General features: G+C 41.4%; 20 protein-coding genes. 15 read left to right on the forward strand and 5 right to left on the reverse strand.

The genetic code is table 11. The annotated features are described in order from the left end of the window. Positions 1–103 precede the first annotated feature (103 nt). The 4 genes from DEO27_RS07295 to DEO27_RS31355 all read left to right on the forward strand — a co-directional run bounded on the left by DEO27_RS07295 (position 104) and on the right by DEO27_RS31355 (position 3,568). The gene (locus tag DEO27_RS07295) at positions 104–1,861 is read left to right on the forward strand and encodes an ATP-binding protein (RefSeq protein WP_112571672.1); all 1,758 of its coding nucleotides are present in this window, start codon (positions 104–106) and stop codon (positions 1,859–1,861) included. A gap of 92 nt (positions 1,862–1,953) precedes the next feature. Continuing rightward, the gene (locus DEO27_RS07300; RefSeq protein WP_112571670.1) at positions 1,954–2,838 is read left to right on the forward strand and encodes an AraC family transcriptional regulator; all 885 of its coding nucleotides are present in this window, start codon (positions 1,954–1,956) and stop codon (positions 2,836–2,838) included. A gap of 4 nt (positions 2,839–2,842) precedes the next feature. Then, entirely contained in the window at positions 2,843–3,250 is a 408-nt protein-coding gene (locus DEO27_RS07305; protein ID WP_112571668.1) for a DUF983 domain-containing protein, read from the forward strand. 165 nt (positions 3,251–3,415) lie between these two features. Continuing rightward, entirely contained in the window at positions 3,416–3,568 is a 153-nt protein-coding gene (locus DEO27_RS31355) for a hypothetical protein (RefSeq protein ID WP_158603985.1), read from the forward strand. Positions 3,569–3,671: 103 nt separating this feature from the next. Here the strand turns inward: DEO27_RS31355 and DEO27_RS07310 are convergent, their stop codons facing one another. After that, positions 3,672–3,956, reverse strand: coding sequence for a hypothetical protein (locus tag DEO27_RS07310; RefSeq protein ID WP_112571666.1), 285 nt, complete (start codon positions 3,954–3,956; stop codon positions 3,672–3,674). A gap of 394 nt (positions 3,957–4,350) precedes the next feature. Between DEO27_RS07310 and DEO27_RS07315 the strand changes: the two genes are divergently transcribed. The 7 genes from DEO27_RS07315 to DEO27_RS07345 all read left to right on the forward strand — a co-directional run bounded on the left by DEO27_RS07315 (position 4,351) and on the right by DEO27_RS07345 (position 10,046). Then, complete coding sequence (locus DEO27_RS07315) at positions 4,351–5,424, forward strand: hypothetical protein (RefSeq protein ID WP_112571664.1); 1,074 nt, start codon at positions 4,351–4,353, stop codon at positions 5,422–5,424. Between the two features lie 82 nt (positions 5,425–5,506). Further along, entirely contained in the window at positions 5,507–6,151 is a 645-nt protein-coding gene (locus tag DEO27_RS07320) for an HAD family hydrolase (protein ID WP_112571662.1), read from the forward strand. A 154-nt stretch (positions 6,152–6,305) separates the two neighbouring features. Beyond that, complete coding sequence (locus DEO27_RS07325) at positions 6,306–7,280, forward strand: ABC transporter substrate-binding protein (RefSeq protein WP_112571661.1); 975 nt, start codon at positions 6,306–6,308, stop codon at positions 7,278–7,280. Beyond that, positions 7,281–8,150, forward strand: a complete 870-nt coding sequence (locus tag DEO27_RS07330) for an ABC transporter permease (RefSeq protein WP_112571659.1) — start codon at positions 7,281–7,283, stop codon at positions 8,148–8,150. Continuing rightward, on the forward strand, positions 8,147–8,896 hold the full coding sequence (locus DEO27_RS07335; RefSeq protein WP_112571657.1) for an ABC transporter ATP-binding protein: 750 nt from the start codon (positions 8,147–8,149) through the stop codon (positions 8,894–8,896). The genes DEO27_RS07330 and DEO27_RS07335 overlap by 4 nt, the downstream gene beginning before the upstream one ends. A 34-nt stretch (positions 8,897–8,930) precedes the next feature. Further along, on the forward strand, positions 8,931–9,176 hold the full coding sequence (locus tag DEO27_RS07340; RefSeq protein WP_121810428.1) for a hypothetical protein: 246 nt from the start codon (positions 8,931–8,933) through the stop codon (positions 9,174–9,176). A gap of 348 nt (positions 9,177–9,524) precedes the next feature. Beyond that, complete coding sequence (locus DEO27_RS07345) at positions 9,525–10,046, forward strand: tetratricopeptide repeat protein (RefSeq protein WP_112571653.1); 522 nt, start codon at positions 9,525–9,527, stop codon at positions 10,044–10,046. A 324-nt stretch (positions 10,047–10,370) separates the two neighbouring features. Here the strand turns inward: DEO27_RS07345 and ctlX are convergent, their stop codons facing one another. Next, positions 10,371–11,288, reverse strand: a complete 918-nt coding sequence (gene ctlX / locus DEO27_RS07350; protein WP_112571651.1) for a citrulline utilization hydrolase CtlX — start codon at positions 11,286–11,288, stop codon at positions 10,371–10,373. Between the two features lie 96 nt (positions 11,289–11,384). Then, positions 11,385–12,830 carry an arginine deiminase family protein gene (locus DEO27_RS07355; protein ID WP_112571649.1) on the reverse strand — a complete coding sequence of 482 codons (1,446 nt, stop codon included), beginning with the start codon at positions 12,828–12,830 and terminating at the stop codon, positions 11,385–11,387. Between the two features lie 203 nt (positions 12,831–13,033). Here DEO27_RS07355 and DEO27_RS07360 point away from each other — a divergent pair, with 203 nt between their 5' ends. After that, positions 13,034–15,844 (forward strand): carboxypeptidase-like regulatory domain-containing protein, encoded by a 2,811-nt coding sequence (locus DEO27_RS07360; RefSeq protein WP_112571647.1) that lies wholly within the window; start codon positions 13,034–13,036, stop codon positions 15,842–15,844. Here DEO27_RS07360 and DEO27_RS07365 read toward each other — a convergent pair. After that, positions 15,834–16,148: an antibiotic biosynthesis monooxygenase gene (locus tag DEO27_RS07365; RefSeq protein ID WP_112571645.1), complete on the reverse strand. Its 315-nt coding sequence runs from the start codon at positions 16,146–16,148 to the stop codon at positions 15,834–15,836. The two genes, DEO27_RS07360 and DEO27_RS07365, sit on opposite strands and share 11 nt — an antisense overlap. Before the next feature lie 66 nt (positions 16,149–16,214). Next, the gene (locus DEO27_RS07370) at positions 16,215–16,988 is read right to left on the reverse strand and encodes a helix-turn-helix domain-containing protein (protein WP_112571643.1); all 774 of its coding nucleotides are present in this window, start codon (positions 16,986–16,988) and stop codon (positions 16,215–16,217) included. A 162-nt stretch (positions 16,989–17,150) separates the two neighbouring features. Here DEO27_RS07370 and DEO27_RS07375 point away from each other — a divergent pair, with 162 nt between their 5' ends. The 3 genes from DEO27_RS07375 to DEO27_RS07385 all read left to right on the forward strand — a co-directional run bounded on the left by DEO27_RS07375 (position 17,151) and on the right by DEO27_RS07385 (position 23,474). After that, a complete protein-coding gene (locus DEO27_RS07375; protein WP_112571641.1) occupies positions 17,151–19,292 on the forward strand; it encodes a DUF5703 domain-containing protein in 2,142 nt (713 codons plus the stop codon). Between the two features lie 4 nt (positions 19,293–19,296). Beyond that, positions 19,297–20,691 (forward strand): GDSL-type esterase/lipase family protein, encoded by a 1,395-nt coding sequence (locus DEO27_RS07380; RefSeq protein ID WP_112571639.1) that lies wholly within the window; start codon positions 19,297–19,299, stop codon positions 20,689–20,691. A gap of 218 nt (positions 20,692–20,909) precedes the next feature. After that, positions 20,910–23,474 (forward strand): galactose oxidase, encoded by a 2,565-nt coding sequence (locus DEO27_RS07385; protein ID WP_146750039.1) that lies wholly within the window; start codon positions 20,910–20,912, stop codon positions 23,472–23,474. Positions 23,475–23,661 lie beyond the last annotated feature (187 nt).

Below are 23,661 nucleotides of genomic sequence, written 5' to 3' on the forward strand. Positions count from 1 at the left end.
TCGTTAAAGTTTTAAAGATTTCCCGAAAAATACTTTATTTACTAAACAGAACTCTCCGTTTTTGAGTATAAAGGGTTCCTCTCTAATTAATTTTTTATTTTAAATGGAAAAGCTGAAGCAGATTATTGGCTATGGTAAGCCTGATTTGTCGCTGGAGAATAAGCTGTTTAATGCACTCTCATTATTCATTTGCGTAAGCAGTGTTTTTTCGCTGATCTGCAATTTGTTTTTGGGGTTAAGCTATAAACTTGAGCTTGTTCAGCTTTTTGTTATCCTGATGTCGGGCTGGGCTTTTTACAGGAGCCGGTGTGTAAAATATAAAGAAGATGTTGCTGTAATTTATATTTGTTTTGGCCTCGCTGCAATTATTCCCGGCTGGTTTTATAATGGCGGCATCGGCGGATCCACAACACTTTCAGGAGTTTTCTTTATCGTGCTGATAACCCTGTTGGTTAAAAAGCGCTACCATTATATTTTTATCGGGGCGTTGATCGCTATCTTCCTGGGATGTTACTACATTGAGAAACACATCCCCGGTTTAGTACAACCATATGATAGTTCGGCATCAAGAGAATCCGATCTGTTAACATCTGCAGTAACCAATGTTTTAATAGTTGGCTTACTGGTAGGCTTCATCAAAAAAAGCCATGAAACCGACAAGCGCGACCTGATACATAAAAGCGAAGAGTTACAGGCCTCACAAATTGAACTTTCGGCCTCGCGTGACCAGGCCGAGGCGGCTACCTTTGCCAAGTCAAACTTTCTGGCCAATATGAGCCACGAGATTCGTACGCCGCTTAATGGTATTATTGGTACCGCCCAACTGCTGTCCCGTACCAATTTGCAGCCCGAGCAACAGGAGTTACTTCAAACTTTGCAATCAAGCAGTAACCTGCTCATCAATATCATCAGCGATATTCTTGATATTTCAAAAATAGAAGCCGACAAGTTGATACTTCACCCGGTTTCTACAAACCTTCGTAACTGTATAAAAACAGTTATTGAAATTACCGAACCAGCCATTACCTCGCTGCATAAACCTTTAAAGTTAACTTACCTGGTTGATGACAATGTAGCTAATTATGTGATAGTAGATCATGGCAGGCTCCAACAGATCCTGGTTAATTTAATCGGGAATGCCATTAAGTTTACAGATGAGGGTTCGGTAAAGCTAAAGGTCACGGCATCTGAGGCGAGGAATAATATACAGGAAATTACTTTCAGCGTAAAAGACGATGGAATTGGGATAAGCGAGGAGGCGCTGGCACAATTGTTTAAACCATTTACTCAAGTAAATACCACCGCATTGCGTAAATATGGTGGTACGGGGCTTGGATTATCTATCTGCAAAAAGCTTGTTGAAATGATGCATGGCCGCATCTGGGTAGAAAGTAAAGAAGCGGAAGGTTCATTGTTTAGTTTTACACTGCCTTTACCGGTTACCTACAGCACTACCGAATTTGATATACAACCAGATGAAAAGGAGGCTTTTCAATACAGGCCACTGCGTATTTTACTTGCCGAGGATAATAAGATGAACCAATTGATAGCCAGTAAGATATTTAAAAAGGTAGGATACAATATTGATATTGCCGAGAACGGGCTGGCTGCCGTTAATATGGTTGAGCAATGTAATTATGACCTGATATTTATGGACATCCAGATGCCCGAAATGGATGGTTTACAGGCAACACGTCATATTTTGAGAAAACATGGAGAGGGTGCGCCACCAATTATTGCCATGACGGCTAATGTACTAAGCGAAAATGAACGCGAGTGCGCCCAGGCAGGAATGAAGGATTTTGTGAGCAAGCCTTTTACTTTTGAGCGTTTGGAAGATATCATCCAGAAATGGACCTGATTTGTCAGCAAAAACTACTAATCGTTGAATAGTACCATACAAAATAAAAATAGTACCATTAAGGGCAGAGCTATTGTGTGTAGTTTTGTGTCATGTTACAAAGCATTCCAACAATTGATATTTGCACACTTGCCGATGATATAAAGCAGGACGAAATCCTCATCAGCAGGTTTGCGCCTTACCTGGATGCCCACAAAAATCTTTTCTTCCCGCATCGCCACTCTTTTTATCACCTGGTATTCTTTACCGATGGCGGAGGCTCACATACCATTGATTTTGAGAGCTTCGACGTAAAACCCGGGCAAATCTACTTTATGGTTCCCGGCCAGGTACATTCATGGGAGTTTGAGGGTTTTGTGGACGGTTATATCATCAACTTTTCAAGCTCGTTTATCCAGTCGTTTTTATTACGGTCGGGCTACTTCGATAATTTTAATTTTTTGAACGGTAACCCTAAAGATGAGGTAGTTGATTTGCCTGCGGAGCAGCTGCCAGAGATAATCTCTCTGTTTGAAAAGATTGTAGCGGAGGTTGAAAAGCCAGCTGTATTAGGCAGCGATATGGTAAAACTGCTGATGCTGCAGATGTTTATCCTGATTAACCGTTGCCAGGGCAAGGGGGATAATTTTGGAAAGCAAGGCTATAATCAAACCCTCATTCGCAATTTTCAAAAACTGATTGAGCAACACTATGTGGATGTGAAGCTTCCTAAAGATTATGCCGAATTGCTTTACATCACGCCAAATCATTTAAACGCGGTTTGTAAAGATGTGCTTGGCCTTTCGGCAGGAGAGGTGATCCGTAACCGTACGTTGCTTGAAGCCAAAAGGTTATTGACCAATCCAAGGCTTAACATCAGCGAGATAGCTTTTAACCTCAATTTTAGTGATAACTCATATTTTACCAAGTTCTTTAAAAAAATAGAGGGAATTACCCCCGAAGAGTTCAGAAAGAAAACCTTAAACAATAAATCATAGTAATATGGAAACCCCTAAATATAAATTATCAGCATGGTCTGCCTTTGCAAACGCCAAATGTCCGCGTTGCAGGCGCGGCGACTTGTTTATTACCGGCATGTACGAATTTAAAGGGCAGGAGATGCATAAAACATGCTCGCACTGTGGCCTGGTGTATGAACGCGAGCCAGGCTATTTTTACGTGGCCATGTTTGCCAGCTATGCGCTCAACGTTGCCGAAATGGTTACGCTGGCAGTTGCCATCAGCGTTTTAACAGGTAGCAGTAATCCGTGGTTGTACGTAACTATTATTTTAGGGGTGGCGGTAATCCTTGCTCCGTTTAATTACAGATATTCAAGGGTGATGCTTTTACACTGGCTTACCCCAGGTTTGCACTATCATCCTGAAATGAGTGAAGATAAACCCCAATAATATAATTGGCTGAAATACATAACGATGCCCTTGATTGAAAAATTAAGGGCATTTTCTTTTAAACCAAACCCGTCGGCTGCAGTCATAATAATAACAAGCTTGATTTATATAAATTAAATAAGTATTTGGAATTAAGCTGTTTATAATTACTTAAATTCTATTATCATGAAAGCAAAACTTCAATCACTGAAAGCCGATCTATATAATGTATTTGTTGCTGGTAACGCCGATGACAGGCAATTGGCAAAAGCATATTTTTTATTAGCTATTCCTTTGTTTGCGATATTTTTTGGCCTGGGTTCGTTCCCAAAATTCTGATCATAAAAAAACAGTCGGTACATCTCTGTAGCGACTGTTTACAACTGTTCCTAACTAATTAACTAACTATTAAACTAAATTATCTTTGAATTGGGCTTAGGTTCTAATAATTTGCTGCTGCAAACAAATTGTTTACCGGTCGCATTTTATAACCGGCCTCATTGCTGCCATCAGCATACTTGCTTAAAATATTGTAATAATGAAAATCGGGAAATGCCGCCCTGGTATTTGTTCCCGAATTAAATAACGAATCCTTATCTAAATTGATCCCGCTGCGTTCTGCAGGTCTGTTAACTCTTTTTTCGGGAGTTGAGGCAAACATATTGGCACATGCTATTAAAATGAGTGATGCCGCAACCAAAACAAGAAAATGGTAAAATAATTTCATAAGCAAGGTATAAGTTTAAAAAGTGCATCTGAGTGGTCAGATACAAATTATACTCCAAAAATAGCCAACGCTGTATAAAAAGTAATCAGGGATTTCACCGTTTTGCGTACGTAGTTTTACGCAATTTTTAATAGATATGGGTGAATAATTAAATGTAGAAATAAAATTTGATAAAACGTTATAAGATCAGTAAAAAAATAAAACTTTTTTAAGCTGTTACAAACGGTCATTTAGCATCGTAATCATCTTTAAAAGGTAGTATTGAATGAATTGGGAAACTTTCTTTCAAACTATCCGCATTTAATTAAGTTGGCTTTTCTCAATTTTAATTAAATTAGGCCACCTGCACACATCTATAAAACCAATTAAAAGATCCTCGATCTGAAATTATATTATGAAACAAAAAAGAATATCTGTTTTTAAGGCTGTTGTGCCGTGCGTTTTAATATTGCTTGTTGCAGGTTCATGTTCAAAAAAGAACACTAATGATGTTTCTCAACCGTTGAGTGTTATTGTAACTACATTGGCCGGTGATATAAATCCGGGCAATGCTGATGGTACCGGTACCGCTGCTTCCTTTAACCGGCCAAGTGGCATGATCAATGATGCTGCGGGTAATATTTATTTAGCCGATGCCGGCAATAACCTGATCCGTAAAGTAACCTCAGATGGTAAAGTAACCACCTTCGCCGGCAGCGGTGAAAAAGGGGATGCCGATGGGATTGGCACCGCAGCTACTTTTAATAATCCAGTGAGTATAACGCTTGACGGAAGCGGTAATTTATATGTTGCCGAAAGCACAGGAAAAGTGATCAGGAAGATAACTTCTGCAGGCGCGGTTACAACTTTGGCAGGAGGGGGCGCAAACGGGGCCGACGGTACAGGTACTGCTGCCGGTTTTACTTCTCCAACCGGAATAGCAGTAGATGCCAACGGAATTTTATATGTAGCCGATGTTTATAAGATTCGGAAAGTAACCTCAGCAGGCGTGGTAACTACTTTTGCAGGCTCGGGTGTAAGCGGCTCTGCAAACGGAACAGGAACCGCGGCAAGTTTTTCACAGCTTACCAGCATAATAGTTGGCTATTCAGGTAATTTGTATGTAACGGATTCGGGCAATAACATGATCAGAAAGATTACCTCTGATGGAGTTGTTTCTACATTGGCTGGTAATGGAACGTCAGGGTCGACCGATGGAACTGGTAATACGGCCACTTTTACGACGCCGATAAGCTTAACTGCCGATAACCAGGGTAATATTTATGTCAGCGATTCTGCCCACCTTATCAGGGCTGTTGACGTTTTTGGAAAGGTTACCACAGTTGCAGGTACCGGTTTTTCGGGATTGGCAAATGGTGAAGGTTCAAAGGCAAGTTTCTCAACTCCTTATGGCATGTCTGTAGGTGTTGGGAAAGTTTATGTTGCAGATACATTCAATAACATGATAAGGGTGATTACCGCTCAGTAAGTATTATCAGTTCTGATTCTTTCAGAAATTAACATTGATCTAATCGTCGGCAGGAGTAAAAAATCTTACTTTTGCCGGCGATATGAATGACTCGCTCAAAAACACATACGACAGCATAATTTTTGACCTTGACGGTACACTTTGGGATAGCACTGCTAACGTAGCCCTTGCATGGCAGGCAGCTATAAGCAAAGTTGATTATATTAAAGAGGAAATGACGCAGGAACGTGTACGTTCTATCACCGGCATGACCTATGACGCCATTTTTGATAAGCTATTCCCTGAGCTTAACGGTGAACAACGTAAGGAAGTTCAAGCCCTTTGCGGCATCAGCGAACTGGAAATATTACACACCAAAGGAGGGGAGCTTTATCCTCAACTGGAAGAAACACTTAAATACCTTGCTGCAAATTACAAGCTTTACATTGTAAGCAACTGCCAGAATGGATATATTGAACTGTTTTTGGATCTGAACCAATTACACGCGCATTTCCTGGGCCACCAGTGTTTTGGTACAAAAGGAAACCCTAAGGCCGATAATATTAAAGATGTAGTTAATGATCATCAGTTAAAAGCCCCTGTTTATGTTGGTGATACCATGGGCGATTATAACGCTGCTAAACAAGCCGGGGTACCTTTCATATTTGCCAATTACGGTTTTGGCGTTGTGCCCGATGGCATGGTAGCTACCATCAGTAATTTCGCAGAGCTTAAAGAGCTGTTATAAGCTTATATTTTTTTGAGTTTGCTCAGGATAGCAGATAAGTTTGCTGTGGGGAATACGGCGCGGCTTGCTGTATAGTTATAATTGTATTGTAAAACAATTTGTAGCTTTTGCTATTGTACTTTCAGCTTTACAGCTAAAAATTTAATTTAGTAACATGAAGTTCATCAAATATCTGCCCATAGCCTTAGTTTTTATTTCGCTGGTATCATGTAAGCCTAAAACCAAATCAATGCAGGTGCCTGTAGTTGGTTTTGTTGATGCTTTTGAAGATGCCACTATCTCTCAAGCCCGTAAAGGTTTTACCGACGCGCTGGCTAAGAATGGTTTCAGTGAAGAAAAAAAGACCGTGCAGATTGAATACAGCAATGCCCAGGGCGATATCCCAACGCTTACTCAAATTGTTAATCACTTTGTTACCGATAGCGTTAACCTATTGGCTACTTGTACAACACTATCAACCGTAACGGCGCTCCAAAAAACTAAAAACATTCCCGTTTTTGCCATGGTATCTCCAACGGCCGAACGTATGAAGGTAGTTGACGCAAACGGTAAAGCTCCGCAGAACCTTTTTGGCACAGTTGAAGATCTTAATTATATCGACACTTCCTTCAGCATTATTCCTAAACTGCTTAAACCTAAAGGTTCAAAGCTTGTTATTGGGATGATCTATAACCAATCGGAGCCGCAATCGGCTGATGCTTTAAGCCGTATCAAAACATTAGCAGCAGGTTTAAATGTTGATATTGTTGCGCTTCCGTTAAACACCTCCGCGGATGCGCAGCTGGTAACACAATCGCTGTTAAGCAAAAACATTGATGCCTTTTTCGCTAATCCGGATAATACTGTTTTCGCGTCTTTTGAAACTATCCTGAAAAATTGCAATCAAAAAAACATCCCCATTTTTACCAGCGAAGCTGGTTTGGTACAACGTGGCGCTGTAGCTGCATTTGGTGCTGATATTTATCAGTGGGGTTACCAGGCTGGTGAACAGGCTGCCCAATATCTTAAAACCCATAAAACTGAAGGCTTGCAGCCGGAAATGGTGAAGATCAGGAAGAGGGTATATAACCCTGCGGCAGCAAAAAAATACAATATCACCATTCCGCCCAATTTTGAGCCAGTAAAATAAATGGATTTTTACCTTACCGCTTTACTACAGGGCCTGTGCTTTTCGGCCATAGCGCTGGGGATTTATATATCCATGAAGATCTTTAATATTCCTGATATCACCACCGATGGCAGTTATACACTGGGTGGGGTAGTTACGGCGGTATTATTAACCAATCATCAGCCAACATATATTATTTTGCCGGCTGTGATTTTGGCCGGGGCTACGGCTGGGGCGCTTACAGGTATTATCCATACTAAATTAAAGATCAACGCGCTGCTGGCCGGGATCCTGGTCATGACGGCATTGTATTCGGTTAATCTGACTATTTTGGGCCGCTCGAATTTGCCGCTCATCAATTTGCCATCGTTGTTCACGATAGTCAATGTGGTAAGTGATCCTAATCAAAATACATTTTTAATCCTGGCTATTTTTGTGGTATTAATCACGTTCCTGATAGGGTACCTGCTTAAAACCGATTTTGGTATTGCTATGCGTGCCACAGGCAATAGCGAATCTATGATTCGCTCGTTAGGGGTAAATACCGACAGGATGAAGATCACGGGCCTGGCTTTGGCTAACGCGCTTACCGCTTTGAGCGGTTACCTGGTGGCCCAGTTTCAAGGCTTCGCAGATATCAGCATGGGGATAGGTATTGTGATAGTTGGCCTGGGTTCGGTAATCATTGCCGAAACATTGATCAACTGGTTTAAACTCACCTCGGTATGGTTAAGCCTCATATTGGTGTTGGCAGGCGCTGTGATATTTCAGCTGGTACTGGCGTTTACGCTATCGGTAGGTGTAGATCCTAAATTGCTTAAAATAATTACTGCCGGTTTTGTGCTGGTTATTGTAAGTCTGCCACGTTTATCCTTATTAAAATCATCATGATAACGATAGCCGACGTACATAAAATATTCAACAAGGGTAAAGCCAACCAGGTAATTGCGGTAAATGGCGTTACGCTGGAAATAAAAGATGGCGAGTTTTTGGTAGTCGTCGGCTCAAACGGCTCAGGTAAAACTACCATGCTTAACCTAATTGCAGGTAGCATACTACCTGATAAAGGGGCTATAAGTATTGATGGTACCGATGTAACCAAACTGCCCGATTATAAACGCAGCCAGTGGATTGCAAGGGTATTCCAAAACCCCTTAAGTGGTACCGCGCCCGATCTTAGTATATTAGATAATTTCCGCCTTGCATCACTCCGTACAAAAACAAAAGGTTTGTCTGTTGGGGTAAATGATGCCTTTAAAAAACAGGTTCAGGAAAAGGTAGCCAGCCTTGGCATGGGTCTTCAGGATAAAATAGAGCAGCCTATGGGCACACTGTCAGGTGGGCAGCGTCAAGCGCTTACCTTGCTGATGAGCGTTATGGATAGTTGTAAAGTTTTATTGCTCGACGAACCTACCGCGGCACTCGATCCCCGTTCGGCCGACGTGGTGATGCGGACAGCTGATACACTGATTAAGGAATTTAAGTTGACTGCTGTATTCATTACGCACAATTTAAAGGACGCTTTCAATTACGGTACACGAATAATACAAATGGGTGAGGGGGTGATTATTAATGATTTATCCGGAAATGATAAAGCATCTTTAAAGCAAAACGACTTGTTTGACTGGTTTGCTTAAAAATTGGCAGAGTAATTGCATAGGCATCTATACCATGAAAAACAATAATTTTGAAACCATATTCGACGCTTACCAGTTAGTGAGCGGCGCGAAAATAAAAGGAAAAAAACACGACGAAGTATTTGAACTTGGTACCTATGATGCCCTGAAACGCGGCTATGTACTTTATCCGCTTGAACACGGTGTTAAGTTTGATGATTTCAGTGTAATGATATCTGAAAAAGAGTTAAAAAATAACTTCCTGATTGAGGCCGTTAAACAAAATTCAATAGCAGCTTAATAACAAGCTGCTATTTTTTTGCCCGTACTTTTCCTGGTCATGAAAAGGCCATAAACCTCATGCACAGTGCAATTGGCTTTGTGCATGAGCCTCATTTCTTGCTTTTCTCATTCAATAATTGTAGGTTTGCACATATAAAGTACAAACCGATGTTATATAATAAATCATTCTGCTCAATTGTAATGTGGCCCTTGGTGCCGCGGCAGAAGGGTTTTGCATCGATAATTCTCTTCTCAACTCCGGTATAGCGGTTTCGAAGTACCCAAACCGATCCTACATTTACCACTATTAGTTAGTATAACATTAAGCATTACTTAATTGTAAGCTTAACTGAATTTGAAATTTTATATGGACAATTATTATTCAATTGAAGAAAAGTACCTGCAGGCTGTCGACGAACTTTCGTTCGGCGAAACGCCAAAGGGCCTTAATATATTAAACCAGATTATTGCCGATGAGCCATTTTTTGCAAGGGCGCATTACCAGTTAGGCATGATCCATTATTACAAGATCCAGGATTACCAAACCGCAGGTTATCATTTTAAAACCTGTATGGAGCTGGAGCCATCGTTCCCGGATAATTACACGCATTATCTTGATCTGGTGGTGTTTCTGGGTATGGAAAAATCGGTTTCAACTATTTCGACCCAGGCGCTAACCACGCCAGGCGTAAATAAAGCCCGCATTTTTGATTTGCTTGGTTTGTTTTACGAAAAGCAAAAAGACTGGAATAAAGCCTTAGGTTATTATCAGGAAGCTTTTATGGAAGTGACTGAAAAAGATGAGCGTAAAGATATTGAGGATAGCTTTAAAAGGGTACGCTCAAAAATGAAACAGAAACAGGCTTATACCTATTTCATCACCGAGTAAACTGGTTAGTTGTTAACCGGATAATCAAAGAATAGGCCCCTGACGAAGGGGCTTATTCTTTAATAAAAAATCCTAATTAATAACGTATGATTAAAGATACGCTATTATCGTAAGTTGTTGTTATACAGTATCGATACAATTTTTGTGAAAAATGTGTAAGGACTGTAAATTGTATTTTAATAACTAAATTGTCGTCTTTGTATATTGATCATGATTAGCCATGCCTAAATATTTAGTGAAACAATTGTTATTACTTGTAATTATAGCTGTAATTGTTTTCCTCTTCAAGTATCTGATAGCGTTGTATGCTGTTAACAGATGAATTTAAATACCGGGTAAATGCACTTCAGCCATCATACAGCGTGCACTGCCACCTCCGTTAGTTTCTATGGTGTTAATATCCGCATAAACCAATTTGCCATATTGCTGTAAGGTCGAACGCTGAGTATCGTTTAATGCGTTATATGCATTTTGCGACATCACGATCAGCGTTTCGCCGGCTTTGTTTTGTACCTCAAGCATATTACCCGCAAATTGGTTCATTTGCTCAAAGCTGATTTCAATAATTTCTTTATGCGATGATCTTAATGATTCGGCAACCGTTATCCTTTCATGAGGGTTAGGGATACTGTTTAAGCAGATCACGGCAAATTGGCTACCAATGCACATCAGCACATTAGTGTGGTAGATAGCCTTGCCTTTTTCATCCACCGCTTCAAAGCTTACGGACTGATAACCGGACTGCTCACAAAAATAGTTAAGCACTTCTTTATCCGTTCGGGGCGACAGGCAGGCGTAGGATATTTTATTATCTCTGTCAAGCACCATACTGCCGGTGCCTTCTAAAAAACGATGTTCATGTTCAAAGCGGCTCAGATCAATTACATGAGCAACTTTAAACTTGTCTTCCAGATCGGTTATGATATCCTCCCTGCGTTCAAGCCTCCGGTTTTCGGCCTGCATAGGGTATAGGAAAATGCCACCATCACTATGAAAAGATACCCAGTTGTTCGGAAATATAGAGTCGGGCGTATAGGGTTGCGGCGTATCATCTATTACGGTAACATCCACTCCGTTATGGCGCAAAATATTAACCATACCGTTAAATTCAGTCAATGCCTTTTCCTGTACCCCATTTTTTTCGGCATTAGGGTTCTGGAAAGCATTGCTTGCAGCGGTTTCTTCATTAAACCCGAAATTAACCGGGCGAATCATTAATATATGTGATGTTGATTGACTCATTGTATTTTGTCATTATTTCATTGTTCATTGAGTCATTTTTAATTACAATAAATCATGCTAAATGATGACTCAATGACCAAATGACTCAATGATATTCTAAAGAACTTTATCTCTTAATATTGGCATGCTCATGCAATGGAAACCACCGCGGGCACGGGAAAGTTCGGCCGAAGGCATTAAAATTAACGTATTGGTCAGGCTTTGCGGATCCAGTTCGTTGTTCTCAAATTTCTGGATCAATTCGGCTACCCTGATTACGTCAAAGCCGCCTTCTTTAAATGCTTCTACTGTTTTATCGTTACGATCGTAGCCTACAACTACGCCTTCTTTTAGTGCCAGCAGATTACAGGAGTCTGTCCACTGCTCGCGGGCGTCAAAGGGGAAAGTATTATTGCCAGAGTAAATGAATTTAGTTTTTACGCCGCTTTTAAGGTCGTTTTCGCTGATATCGGCAAGCAGGTCTTCAATACAGCTAAACAGTTTTGGTTTTTCATCTTTTGCAAACTGAACAATTTCCGGCCGCTCTTTCTGTTTTTTATCGGCGAACCATGATATCGGTTCTCTTTCTTCAATAGGGGCTTCGGCTATGGCAAGCGAACGAAGCAGTACCCAGGTATCGCGTTTAACTTGCGTAAAAACGGTGTCGATATGCATGTAATCGCGCTTGTTCGGGATTTTTACGATGGTTACCTTTTTTACCACATCGTGTTCAAAAAGCAGCCTGATAGCTTCATTGGCCCCGCTTACAGAAGTGCGTTCGCTGCATCCAATCACCAAGTGGTCCGGGCTTACCATCATCACGTCGCCGCCCTCTAAAGTGGTGCGACCTTCAGCGTCTTCGCCAGGGCGTAAAAAATGCTGGGCTGTTTCCGGGATCTCTAAAATATTATCACGGTAAGCTTCAAAAAGCGGGTGATTGAAAAATATATACCGCATTAGCAAGGTTTCGCGGAAGCGGGCTTTTTTTGCCGGTTTGTTAAGCAGCATGTGGTTGTTTACGGCTATCCCCAAATCCCGCGAGAAAATGAGGTTAGGAATAGGGGCAAAGATCATTTCCTCGGTTGTTAACGAGCCTGAGATAAAGATCTTGGCCAGTTCAACCGGATCGGTATTCGTAAGCTGTTGCTGTAACCGGTAGTTGCAGCTTTCAACTGCGCATACAGAAGCCACCAGCTTTTTGCGGATGTCTGACTGCTGTAAAATATCAGCCAATAGCGTTTGAATTTCGATAACTTTATCTGAAGAGTGGAAGCCTGCGTTATCCGGTTTAAAAAACGAACGGTGAGCGTTTTCGTCGTCAATTTGCTGCAGTTTACCTTTTATCTTTTCAGGATCGAGAAAATAGAGCAGCAGTTTTACATAGTAATCGTACTCGTTCCTGCGTACCGTATCCAGATGAATTATATCTTCAAAAAGCCAGTCCTGTGCTTTTGAGGGTACAACTTTGCCCAAGCCGCTATCCGGGCTATGAATAAGCAGTGTGCGAAGCGTGCCAATTTCGGAAGTTACATCTATTTTAAAATCGGAGTTGGTTATTGTCATAAAGCACTATAATCGTACACAAATCTATCAGAAATTAAATTACAAAACGGGGAACCGGCAGTAAATTTAGGTAACGCTTAAATGAGCATAAAAGTTGTCATAGCTAATAGCGATGTTATCTGATCCATTATAAAATCAACCTATGAAAGTAACCTAAATAGTCTTAATTTTATTTCTATCACCTAACCTGTTATTACCTGCCTATGCCAAAGTCTCTTTTCCTGCATGTTTTTAACTATTTATTGTGCTTTGTGTTAGGGCTTCTGAGCTCAGTGCAGCTTTTTGCCCAGGAGTCGCCGAGGGCATTTATCAATAAGGTCATGTCAACAGCCGATACTTTTGCAAGGGGCAAGGCTATCGAAAAAATATACCTGCAAACTAATAAGCCTAACTACGAAGTTGGTGATACGCTATGGTTTAAAGGCTATTTACTTGAAGAACCAACCCTGCATGCCGCGGCTAAAAGCGGTATTTTATATGTTGAATTGTCCAACGACAGTAACCGGGTTATAAAACGTGTTATGATGCCGCTTTTTGGAGGGCTGGCTTTTGGCAATATAGCATTAAGCGAAAAGGAAATACTGCAGGGCGGCTATTTTTTACGCGCGTATACTAACTGGATGCGCAACTTTGGCGAATCATACGTTTTCAAAAAGCATTTTTACATAGGTAACGCGGTCAGCAACGCCTGGCTGGTAAATTATATGGCATCAACACAAAAAAGTGCCGATAAGGAAAAAGTGCAGCTCAATTTACGCGTTACTAAATTTGACACTTTTCCTGTTGGCGTTCGTGAAATGCAGCTGCGTTTAACAGACGGCAAACGGACTTTGCTTAAAAACAACGTCAGCACAGATCTTGACGGCATTATCGCCGCGAATTTTGATCTGCCCGAAAAAGCCAACGCTGCAAATTTATCGATAACAATGCAGGACCTCCGGAAAGGAGAAGATAACCGGCGGCTGGTAATGCCGCTGATCCTCAATCGTCCCGATCATATCGACCTGCAATTTATGCCCGAAGGTGGCGAACTTGTAGCGGGATTGCCTGCGCGGATTGCTTTTAAAGCCCTAAATGAAGATGGTTACGGAGTTAATATCTCGGGGAAGATTTATAACAGTAAGCAACAGGAAATGGCTGCTTTTATCGCTGCACACAAAGGCATGGGGGTATTTAACCTGCTACCGCAACAGGATGAAATTTATACGGCAAAAATTAAATTGCCTGACGGCTCATTTAAGACATTCGCTTTACCTGCTGTAAAAAGCTCGGGCATTACATTACAGGTTAATAGTCCCTTAAATACCGATTCGGTAGAGGTTTTGTTGAATGCGACTCCTGATGTTATTGCCGCAGGTAATGTTTATTACCTGTTAGGACAAACTCATGGTTTAGTTGCATACGGGGCTTCATTGCATTTTAAAAACGGGGGAGTTAGGTTACAGGCAGGTAGAAATCTTTTCCCCAATGGTATTCTTCGTTTTTTATTGATTGGCGCCGATAAAAAGCTACTCAACGAACGGAAGGTATTTATTGACCATAATGATAATCTTAAGATTGGTGTTAGCAGTAATAATACAATTTATGCCCAGCGTGATAGTGTTATCGTTGATATTGAAGTTAAGGGTGTTAGTGGTAACCCGGTGCAGGGAAGTTTTTCAATGGCGGTAACAGACAACGCGCAGGTAAAAACAGATAGCGTTGCTAACGGTACAATAAAGAGTTATATGCTGCTAACATCTGATCTGAAAGGTACCATTGAAGAACCTGGGTATTATGATGCAGCCGGAAAGGACGCGCGAAAATGGCAACATTTAGATCAGTTACTCTTAACCCAAGGCTGGGTTGGATATGATTGGAAGGAACTCAGGGCACCCGCGACATCGCCCGTTTATACTGCAGAGAAGCAATTTTTAATAACCGGCCATGTAACCAATATGTTTAATAAGCCGGTTGCCAATTCGGGAGTAACCTTGTTTTCAAAAAAGCCAATGATTGTTACCGACACCGTGACCAATAAGCAGGGCGAATTTATATTTAAGGATATTTTTCCGGCAGATACGGCCGTATTTTTTATCCAGGCACGAAACAAAAAAGGCAAAAGTTTTAATGTGGGTATCGAGATGGATGAGTTTAAACCACCCGTATTTGCCGCAGTGAATGACCGCGCAACGCCCTGGTTCCTTAACATTGATACGAATAGTATGCTAAGGGTTAAAAAGCAATTGAGTTTAAAAGATGAGATGACTAAAATTACCGGAGGCAATGTATTAAAGGAAGTGGTGGTAAAAGATAAACGCATCATTAAAGATTCCAAAAACCTGAATGGTCCGGGTGAAGCGGATTTGATTATTGATGAAGAAACGCTTCAGAAAGCAAGCCGCACATCGCTTGGCGATCTGATTACTAAAAATGTAAAAGGCTTTAATTTGTATACCGATAAAACCGGTTTATCCTATTATAGGCTAAATACCATGGCCTTGCATTTGATTATTGATGGTATGGATATTGAGTTTTTTAAGCCCGAAACTCTTTCTCCGTATTTATATTTTAAAGAGTACCTTGACTATTACGATGCGGAGGAAATTAAGGGCATAGAGGTGATGAAAAGTATGAGAAATACTTTTAGCTACACTCGTCGGTACATTAAGAATCCTATGGCAGAGCCAGACGAAAATGCTTTTATTGAGATAACAACACGCGGTGGTCGCGGGCCTTTTGTTAAGAAAGCTGTGGGTACTTATGTTTATCGTCCCATGTCTTTTTCTATGCCTGTGCAGTTTTATGCTCCTAAATATAAGCCTGCCTCAACCGCGGATATGACCGATATCCGTTCTACAGTGCACTGGGCGCCGCACATCGTTACTGATAAAGAGGGTAAAGCCAGGGTAAGCTTTTATACTGCCGATAATCCTGGGGATTATACCTATATTATTGAAGGAACCGACCTGGAGGGCAGTTTTGGTGTTAAGCGAGGTACCCTGACTGTAAAGAAGAGTAACCTTAATCAGTAATTGCCTGGTATGTGTTCCTTTCCATGCTGATGTTTAACCTTTGAAGCATAGCCTTCATGTCAAAACCCCGCTGTTGATATAACTGCTGAACCGCTTCTTTGGCTTTTTGTAAAACATCCTCGTTTTGCCAGATGGCTGTTGTGATGCAGATGAGGTTACCTTGCTCGTCATGACGTTCATAGACCCTGTCTTCAATAAAGCCGTCGAGCGTTTTTATAAAGTCGCGGTTAATCTTCATCCGTTCCTTAAATTCATGCTGTGCTGTTGCCGGAACAATAAATTGATCGATGAATATCTGTTTCATGATTATCCTTATTTTTCTTCAAAAATCCGGACAATTGGGGCTTAATACTTGTAAAAAATCATTGATTTACCAGGCCCTCGGCACTTTAAAAAAATCGGCAGGGCTTAAGCCGGTAAACAGTTTAAATTCTTTGTTAAAATGGGGCTGGTCAAAATATCCTGCATCCAACGCTATTTGTGTAAGTGAAGCATCCGGCACCTTGCTGTCAACTATTGATTTGATTTTAATAATACTGGCAAACTGTTTTGGCGAGGTTCCTACTACCCGCCTGAACCGTTTTTCAAATGCGTCCTGGCTGATATAATGCGCATCAGCGAGTTCCCTGATCCTTATCTGCCCCTTTGACAAACGAATTTTTTGAAGGGCGGATATAACCAGTTGATCTTGCTTGTGGTTTTGGATCTGTTGAATTAGGAATTGATCGGCTATAATAGCCCGTTGTTGGTTCCCATCTGCTTCGGCAAGTTGTTCCTCAAGTAAGTTTAATTTATCCGGAGTAATGAAATTATCGAGCGGCACACTCGCCTCAAATAATTCGTGAAGGGGGTGTTTAAAAAATGCTGCTGCCCCGGCTGCTTTAAATAAAATAAGCATGTTACCTGTGGCAGAACCGTAGTTGATTAACCGGGGCGATTTCTTTAACCCTGTAATTAGTGAGGAGGGAAGTTGATTGGTGTTTAATCCGGTTACATCATTGATATTTCCGCTGTACCTGATCGCCATAACTAAAGATGTATCCGGCAAAATGCGGTTGATAACGTTGCCGGTTGTTTCAACAAACACGTATTGCCTTATAAATGGCTTTAAAATTTCGCCCGGTGCAAAGCGTTCAATATGCATTTAACTAAGATACAGGAATTTGTTTGTCTAATACTTTCACAATCGATTGTAATAATTTTTTGCAGTTAATGCTTTTTTAATCTTTTATTAAGTTGCAGTAATTTATTTGCATCATCAATTAACCGATAAGTACGGGCACATATATCCCGTTAATATAAACCTATGAATACAAAAAAAGTTGGGCTGATACTTACAACGCTCATCATTGCTTTTACTACATTTTGCTATGCACAATCAGCAGTTAACCCGCAATTGGATCATTACAATGTTGAGTGGGATGAGCCCGGCCCAACGTCGGCACAGTCAATGCCATTAGGTAATGGAGATATAGGCCTCAACGTATGGTTTGAAAAAAATGGCGACCTGGTTTTTTATATCAGTAAAACCGATGCCTGGGGCGGCGAGCTTGATGCCGAAAAAGATGATTGGATGAAGCAGGGTGGGGTATTAATGAAACTGGGTGCTGTAAGGGTATCGGTAAATCCTAATCCTTTAAAAAACAACGCGCCGTTTAAACAGATTTTAAAGCTCCGTAACGGCGAGATCTGGGCGCAGGCCGGTGAAGGAAAATCATCCGTTCAGTACAGGATCTGGGTTGATGCCAATCATCCGGTTATCCGGGTAGAAACTAAAAGCGCTACCACCGCTGCTGTTAACGTAAAGCTGGAGAACTGGCGTGCCGGTAAAACAGATACCGTGATTAGCGGACAAAAGAACCGGATAGCCTGGTACCATCATAATTCGCCAACTACCGATCCGCATTTAGCTAATCTTACTTTTGGCGCAATAATTAAGGGAGCAGGTTTATTAAACCAGGATGATGTTACCTTAAAGTCGGGTAAAGTAACATCGCAGGTAATTTCTATTTATCCTTTAACCGTAGTTGCCGGGAGCGGTAAGCAATGGCTTGGTAAACTGGAACCCAAAGTAAACGCTGTTGATCAGTTAAACCTCGAGCAAACCCGTTTGGCGCATCAAAAATGGTGGCAGCAGTTTTGGAACCGGAGCAATGTATTTGTAACCGGCGATGAACTGGCTGAAAAAGTTACACAGGGATATATCCTGCAACGCTTTGTGACCGCTTGTGCGGGAAGGGGCGCTTATCCCATTAAGTTCAATGGCTCCATTTTCGTAATAGATAATCAGGCGAAAAATGCCAACGCCGATTACCGGGCCTGGGGCGGACAATACTGGTTTCAAAATACCCGGCCAATGTACTGGCCACGCCTTATGGCCGGCGACTTTGACATGATGCTGCCGCTGTTCAGGATGTATGCCAATATTTTGCCCGCCAATGCCAAGCAGGTTAACGAGTTTTACAAACATGGCGGTGCTTACTTCGCCGAAACTGCGCCTTTTTGGGGTGGTTTAAACTATATGGGCCCCGAAGTGAAGGCTAATTACACCAATCATTATTTTACCCCTATACTGGAATTAAGCATGATGATGCTTGATTACTACGAATATACCGGCGATACCGGTTTTGCCAAAACAACGCTGTTGCCGGTTGCAAAGGCCGGGTTACAGTTTTTTGATGAACATTTTAAGCGGGATAGTACAGGTAAGCTGTTGCTTGATCCTGATAACTCGATAGAAATGTTTTGGAAGGTTCATAACCCCGCGCCGGATATTGCCGGATTACATGCCGTACTAAGCAGGGTGATAGCACTGCCGTCGACCATTGTGGATGAGCAGACAAAACAACACTGGCGTAAATTCTACGACGAATTGCCGCCTTTACCAACTGCCAATCATGATGGCAAAACGGTATTGTTGCCGTATACAGGTCCGCAAACGGCCAAATCTTTCAATAGTGAAAATCCCGAATTATATGCCATATATCCATTCAGGCTGTATGGTTTGGGCAAGCCCGGTTTGGACGTGGCGGTTAACACCTTCAACGCCCGTAAACAACGTTCTAAAGGTTGCTGGGTGCAGGATCCGATACAAGCGGCAATGATTGGCGATGCGGAAGTAGCTAAGGATTATACCAGTTTTGCCCTAACCCGCAAAGACCCTGTTTTGAAGTTTCCTGCGTTTTGGGATAAGGGTAACGATTACATGCCCGACGAAGACAACGGCGGTAATGGCGAGAATGGCCTGCAATTAATGCTGATGCAGGTTAACGACAAAAAGATCATGCTGCTGCCCGCCTGGCCCGCAGGTTGGAATGCCGATTTTAAATTGAATGCGCCTTACAAAACTACTGTTGAGGGTAAAGTAGTCGACGGGAAACTTACCAATCTGAAAGTTACGCCGGCCAGTCGCCTTGCAGATGTTATCGATATGACTAAAAAACGCTAAAATCATGAAGAGAATATTGATTATGTTGATTGCTTTTTGCCTGATCAACATCGCGAGCGCAACAACAAGAATAACCTGCATAGGCGCAAGTATCACGTATGGAGCTACCTTGCCCGATCCGGCTGCGCAATCGTACCCGGCACAGCTGCAAAAGCTTTTGGGTAAAAACTATTCGGTTAGCAACTTTGGGGTAAGCAGTGCTACACTTTTGCGCAAAGGCGATCTGTCGTATTGGAGTACAAAAGCCTATCAGGAGGCACTGCAAAGCAAACCCGATGTGGTATTTATTGATCTGGGAGGTAACGATGCCAAGCTCGTTAACCGGGTTCACCTGGATGAGTACGAAAAAGATTATCATGACTTGATCCGGTCATTTGCTCAATTGCCTTCGCATCCGCGTATTGTGTTGTTATTGCCTATTCCGTCCTTTCAGGTTGATACTAATCAGATTTATGATAAAGTAATTGTCAACAGCATCATCCCCAAACTCAGGAATGTGGCCAATGATGAACATTTAGAGGTAATTGATATGCACTCCATGTTTGTTAACCACGAAAGCTGGATGCCCGATAAAATTCACCCCAATTTGGAAGGCACAGCCATGACTGCCAAAAGGCTATATGATGTGGTTGTGCAGTCCCGTGATAAAAACTATGATATTTTTAACAACATGAATCAGCAGGTTAAGGAAAGCAATTTTTACGGCTACCCTTGTGCCGAATTTACTTTTGATAACCGCGATTGCAAAATTGTAAAACCAAAATGGGCGGCTAAAGGCCATCCATGGGTATGGCGCGCACGCTTTTGGGGGCATGAGCCGCAGACTGATATAGCGCTTTTAGAGCGGGGTTTTCATATTGTTTATTGTGATGTTGCCGAGCTATTGGGTAATAATGAGGCAATTGGCTACTGGAATGATTTTTATAAAATGCTGACTAACGCGGGCCTGGGTAAAAAAGCCGTGCTTGAAGGCATGAGCAGGGGAGGCATTTACATATACAACTGGGCTGCAGCCAATCCTGATAAGGTAGCCTGCACCTACGCCGACAATGCCTTGCTCGATTTGAAATATTGGCCCGATTCGGCAATTTTAAAAAAGGATTTCAATTTAACTTCGGCAAATCAGATAGGTTCATTGAAAGTAAGCCCTATTGATAAGGTGCAACAAATTGTAAAAGGTAAGTTCCCGATGCTGCATCTTTCTGCCGATGATGACGAGGCAGTCGATCCTTCAAAAAATACCCTGCTATTTGAGCAAAAGGTTAAAGCGCTCGGAGGTTCAATTGCTGTAATTCATAAGCCGGGCTTTAAACATCATCCACATAGTTTGCCAAATCCGGCACCTATAGTTGAGTTTATTTTGAAGGCGACAGGTTACGAAATTCCCTTTCCAAATTAATGTTAAATTATATTGTACACTAAGTATAAGTTCACTAACTTATTGAAGCTTAAACGGCTTGTTGTATCGGGGGATTATAATGTTATAATCCTTGAAATTAAACTGTAATTATTGTAATTTTAGCCAATCGAGCCAATTAAAAAGCACTGAATTTGGGCCTAAATTATAAATACCGAGCAGGGTACATGAGTTGTAATGCCTAAGGTGTACTTATCAACATGAGATTTTTTTTACCGGGGATAATTGTTACTGTTTTATTGAATTTTCTGTTCATGTCACCTGTCCGTGCGCAATCTTATGGGCTGGGGTTCTATAGTCATGAAGTTGTACAGGATAAGCGCACCGGGCTGGACCTTGGCTTGAAAAATCTATCTCCTAAAGATAAATTTGAGGTTTCGTTTGATCTGTCTTTCCTGCCAAACAGGGTTATTTACTTCGGTTATATTTTACGTCTGATAGGTGACGATAATCAAAATGTCGACTTAGTGTACGATAACCAGGCCAATACCAAGCACTTCAAGATCATTATTGGCGAACGCCTTTCTAAGATATCTTTCAATATTGATGATAAACTGCTTTTTGAACACTGGAACAATTTAAAGATCCAAATAGATTATAGAAACGATAAGATCACCGTTGTTTCCGGTAATCAGTCATTAAGTGAAACAGGTATTCATCTAAAAGCAAGTTCAAACTATAAGCTGCTTTTTGGCGCTAACGCTTATAAGCAGTTTCAAACCACTGATTTGCCGCCGTTTAAATTGCGCGATGTACGCGTACAGCAAAATACGGAGCAAATAGCCAACTGGCCGCTTAATGAGTGGGAGGGTAGCGTAGCCAACGAAACTGAAAACAAAAATAATGGTACAGTTAATAACCCGCTCTGGATCAAAGCACGGCACCGTAACTGGCAACTGGAAAGGGAATTTACGGTGCCCGGAGATGCCAGTTTGGCTTTTGATGCTGCAAACGAGGAGGTGTTTGTTGTCACTGCCGATTCATTGGTTACATATTCCATCAACAAAACGCCGCAGTTAAAAAGCAGGGCATATAGTTCCGGCCGTCAAATGCTGGTACCGGGCGACCAGGCCCTGTATGCCAATAACAAGCTTTATTACCTGTTTATGGATCAAACCGCTGTCGGCACATTTGATTTTGTTACCGGCAAGTGGGATAAGGGCTATAGTAATTTTGCAACCAATAACGGTCATCTCAATAAGTTTTTCAGCAAAACAGATACGGCTATTTATACTATAGGCGGATATGGGCAGCTGATTTACAAAGACAGTGTCCGCAGGTTTAGTCTTAATACTAAACAGTGGGAGAAGGTTAAATTTAAGGGAGATACTTTTACCCCGCGTTATTTGGCCGGGTTAGGTGCTAATACCACCGGCGATACGGTTTATGTAATTGGTGGTTATGGCAGTGCATCGGGGCAGCAGATTGTGAATCCGCGTAACTTGTATGATATGGTGCGCTACACGGTTAAGGACAGGACGTTTAAAAAGCTTTTCAATATCGACGTTAAAAACGAGGATTTTGTTTTCGCCAACTCGCTTGTCATCAACTCAAAAGATAAAAGCTATTATGGGTTAATTTTCCCGCAGCATAAATTCAATTCAAACCTGCAACTTATAAAAGGCTCGTTGGATAAACCAGCCTATGAAATGGTTGGCGATACCATTCCGTTTCAATTCCACGATGTAAGTGCCTATGCTGATTTGTATTATCTGCCACATAGCGCAAAATTTTTATCGGTAACCTTGTTTAAAGAAAACGACCACACCAGGGTTAAAGTTTATTCACTGCTTAGTCCGCCAGAGCCGGTTGTTACTAATATTTTGTCGGAGAGCCATATCGGATACTTACTGTGGATAGTTGGTGGCTGTGTTGTATGCTTAGGAATAGGAGCCGTTGTTGTTATTAACCACCGTAAAAAGGTAATCCTACAAGTATTGCCGGAGCCTCAAAAAGCTGTAGCTGAAACAACGACTGTTATTGAAACGCAGGAACAGAGTGTGCCTGAAATTAAAGAGGAAAATGAAAGCCGCCTGCATGCCAATAAGAATGCCATATTTTTATTTGGCGACCTGCAATTGTTTACGCCCGATGGCAACGAGATCACGAAGTACTTTACGCCTTTATTGAAAGAGCTGTTTTTGGTGATCCTGATGTATTCGGTGAAATTTGACAGGGGGGTAAGCTCGGAAAAACTAAATGAGATCCTTTGGTTTGATAAATCGGAAAAAAGCGCGCGTAATAACCGTTCAGTGAACATCGCCAAATTGAAATCCCTGTTGGATAAGATGGGCTATTGCCATCTATCTAAAGATACGGGCTATTGGAAAATTGAGATAGATTATAACGAAATTCAGGTTGATTATCATAATTACCTTAATATTGTATCTAACAAAAGCAAACTTAATAAGCAGAAGATAATCCAGCTTACACATATCACCCAGCGCGGTAATTTCCTATCGAATATAGAATACGAATGGCTCGATGTTTTTAAGTCGGAAGTATCAAATGAAATCACCGATTCATACATTCAGTTTGCAAATTCGATAAAGGTTACCGATGATCCTGAGTTTTTGATCAAGCTGGCTAATGATATCTTCTATTTCGACCCTGTGAATGAGGAAGCCATGATCCTGAAGTGTAAAGCACTCTCGCATATTGGTAAGCACTCATTAGCTAAAAACACGTTCGAGAATTTTAACAAGGAGTACAAAGCAATTTACGGCGAAGCTTTTGAACGCGATTTTCATTCAATTCTTGAATAAATCTGTTACAATTGATATTTATTGGATTAATTAATCAATTTTTAATGATTAATTAAGTTGTGCGAGCAATTTTGAGGCTATTACCAATTAATAAGCCCGACTGCTTGTATGTTGTGTGCGAACAGTCCATCAAACGGATAATGCCTTTGATGTTGTTATTGTTTAACTTTAAATGTCATTATATAAA

Origin of the sequence: Mucilaginibacter rubeus (assembly GCF_003286415.2) — a bacterium.
In the GTDB taxonomy this organism is placed as follows: domain Bacteria; phylum Bacteroidota; class Bacteroidia; order Sphingobacteriales; family Sphingobacteriaceae; genus Mucilaginibacter; species Mucilaginibacter rubeus_A.

Excerpts from the sequence above, each read along its gene's own strand:
- DEO27_RS07295 (WP_112571672.1), top strand. The coding sequence starts at position 104 with ATGGAAAAGCTGAAGCAGATTATTGGCTATGGTAAGCCTGATTTGTCG.
- DEO27_RS07365 (WP_112571645.1), bottom strand. The coding sequence starts at position 16,148 with ATGAAACAGATATTCATCGATCAATTTATTGTTCCGGCAACAGCACAG.
- DEO27_RS07310 (WP_112571666.1), bottom strand. The coding sequence starts at position 3,956 with ATGAAATTATTTTACCATTTTCTTGTTTTGGTTGCGGCATCACTCATT.
- ctlX (WP_112571651.1), bottom strand. The coding sequence starts at position 11,288 with ATGAGTCAATCAACATCACATATATTAATGATTCGCCCGGTTAATTTC.
- DEO27_RS07375 (WP_112571641.1), top strand. The coding sequence starts at position 17,151 with ATGAATACAAAAAAAGTTGGGCTGATACTTACAACGCTCATCATTGCT.
- DEO27_RS07385 (WP_146750039.1), top strand. The coding sequence starts at position 20,910 with ATGAGATTTTTTTTACCGGGGATAATTGTTACTGTTTTATTGAATTTT.
- DEO27_RS07355 (WP_112571649.1), bottom strand. The coding sequence starts at position 12,830 with ATGACAATAACCAACTCCGATTTTAAAATAGATGTAACTTCCGAAATT.
- DEO27_RS07325 (WP_112571661.1), top strand. The coding sequence starts at position 6,306 with ATGAAGTTCATCAAATATCTGCCCATAGCCTTAGTTTTTATTTCGCTG.
- DEO27_RS07360 (WP_112571647.1), top strand. The coding sequence starts at position 13,034 with ATGCCAAAGTCTCTTTTCCTGCATGTTTTTAACTATTTATTGTGCTTT.
- DEO27_RS07335 (WP_112571657.1), top strand. The coding sequence starts at position 8,147 with ATGATAACGATAGCCGACGTACATAAAATATTCAACAAGGGTAAAGCC.
- DEO27_RS07320 (WP_112571662.1), top strand. The coding sequence starts at position 5,507 with ATGAATGACTCGCTCAAAAACACATACGACAGCATAATTTTTGACCTT.
- DEO27_RS07330 (WP_112571659.1), top strand. The coding sequence starts at position 7,281 with ATGGATTTTTACCTTACCGCTTTACTACAGGGCCTGTGCTTTTCGGCC.
- DEO27_RS07305 (WP_112571668.1), top strand. The coding sequence starts at position 2,843 with ATGGAAACCCCTAAATATAAATTATCAGCATGGTCTGCCTTTGCAAAC.
- DEO27_RS07380 (WP_112571639.1), top strand. The coding sequence starts at position 19,297 with ATGAAGAGAATATTGATTATGTTGATTGCTTTTTGCCTGATCAACATC.
- DEO27_RS07370 (WP_112571643.1), bottom strand. The coding sequence starts at position 16,988 with ATGCATATTGAACGCTTTGCACCGGGCGAAATTTTAAAGCCATTTATA.
- DEO27_RS07340 (WP_121810428.1), top strand. The coding sequence starts at position 8,931 with ATGAAAAACAATAATTTTGAAACCATATTCGACGCTTACCAGTTAGTG.
- DEO27_RS07315 (WP_112571664.1), top strand. The coding sequence starts at position 4,351 with ATGAAACAAAAAAGAATATCTGTTTTTAAGGCTGTTGTGCCGTGCGTT.
- DEO27_RS07345 (WP_112571653.1), top strand. The coding sequence starts at position 9,525 with ATGGACAATTATTATTCAATTGAAGAAAAGTACCTGCAGGCTGTCGAC.
- DEO27_RS07300 (WP_112571670.1), top strand. The coding sequence starts at position 1,954 with ATGTTACAAAGCATTCCAACAATTGATATTTGCACACTTGCCGATGAT.
- DEO27_RS31355 (WP_158603985.1), top strand. The coding sequence starts at position 3,416 with ATGAAAGCAAAACTTCAATCACTGAAAGCCGATCTATATAATGTATTT.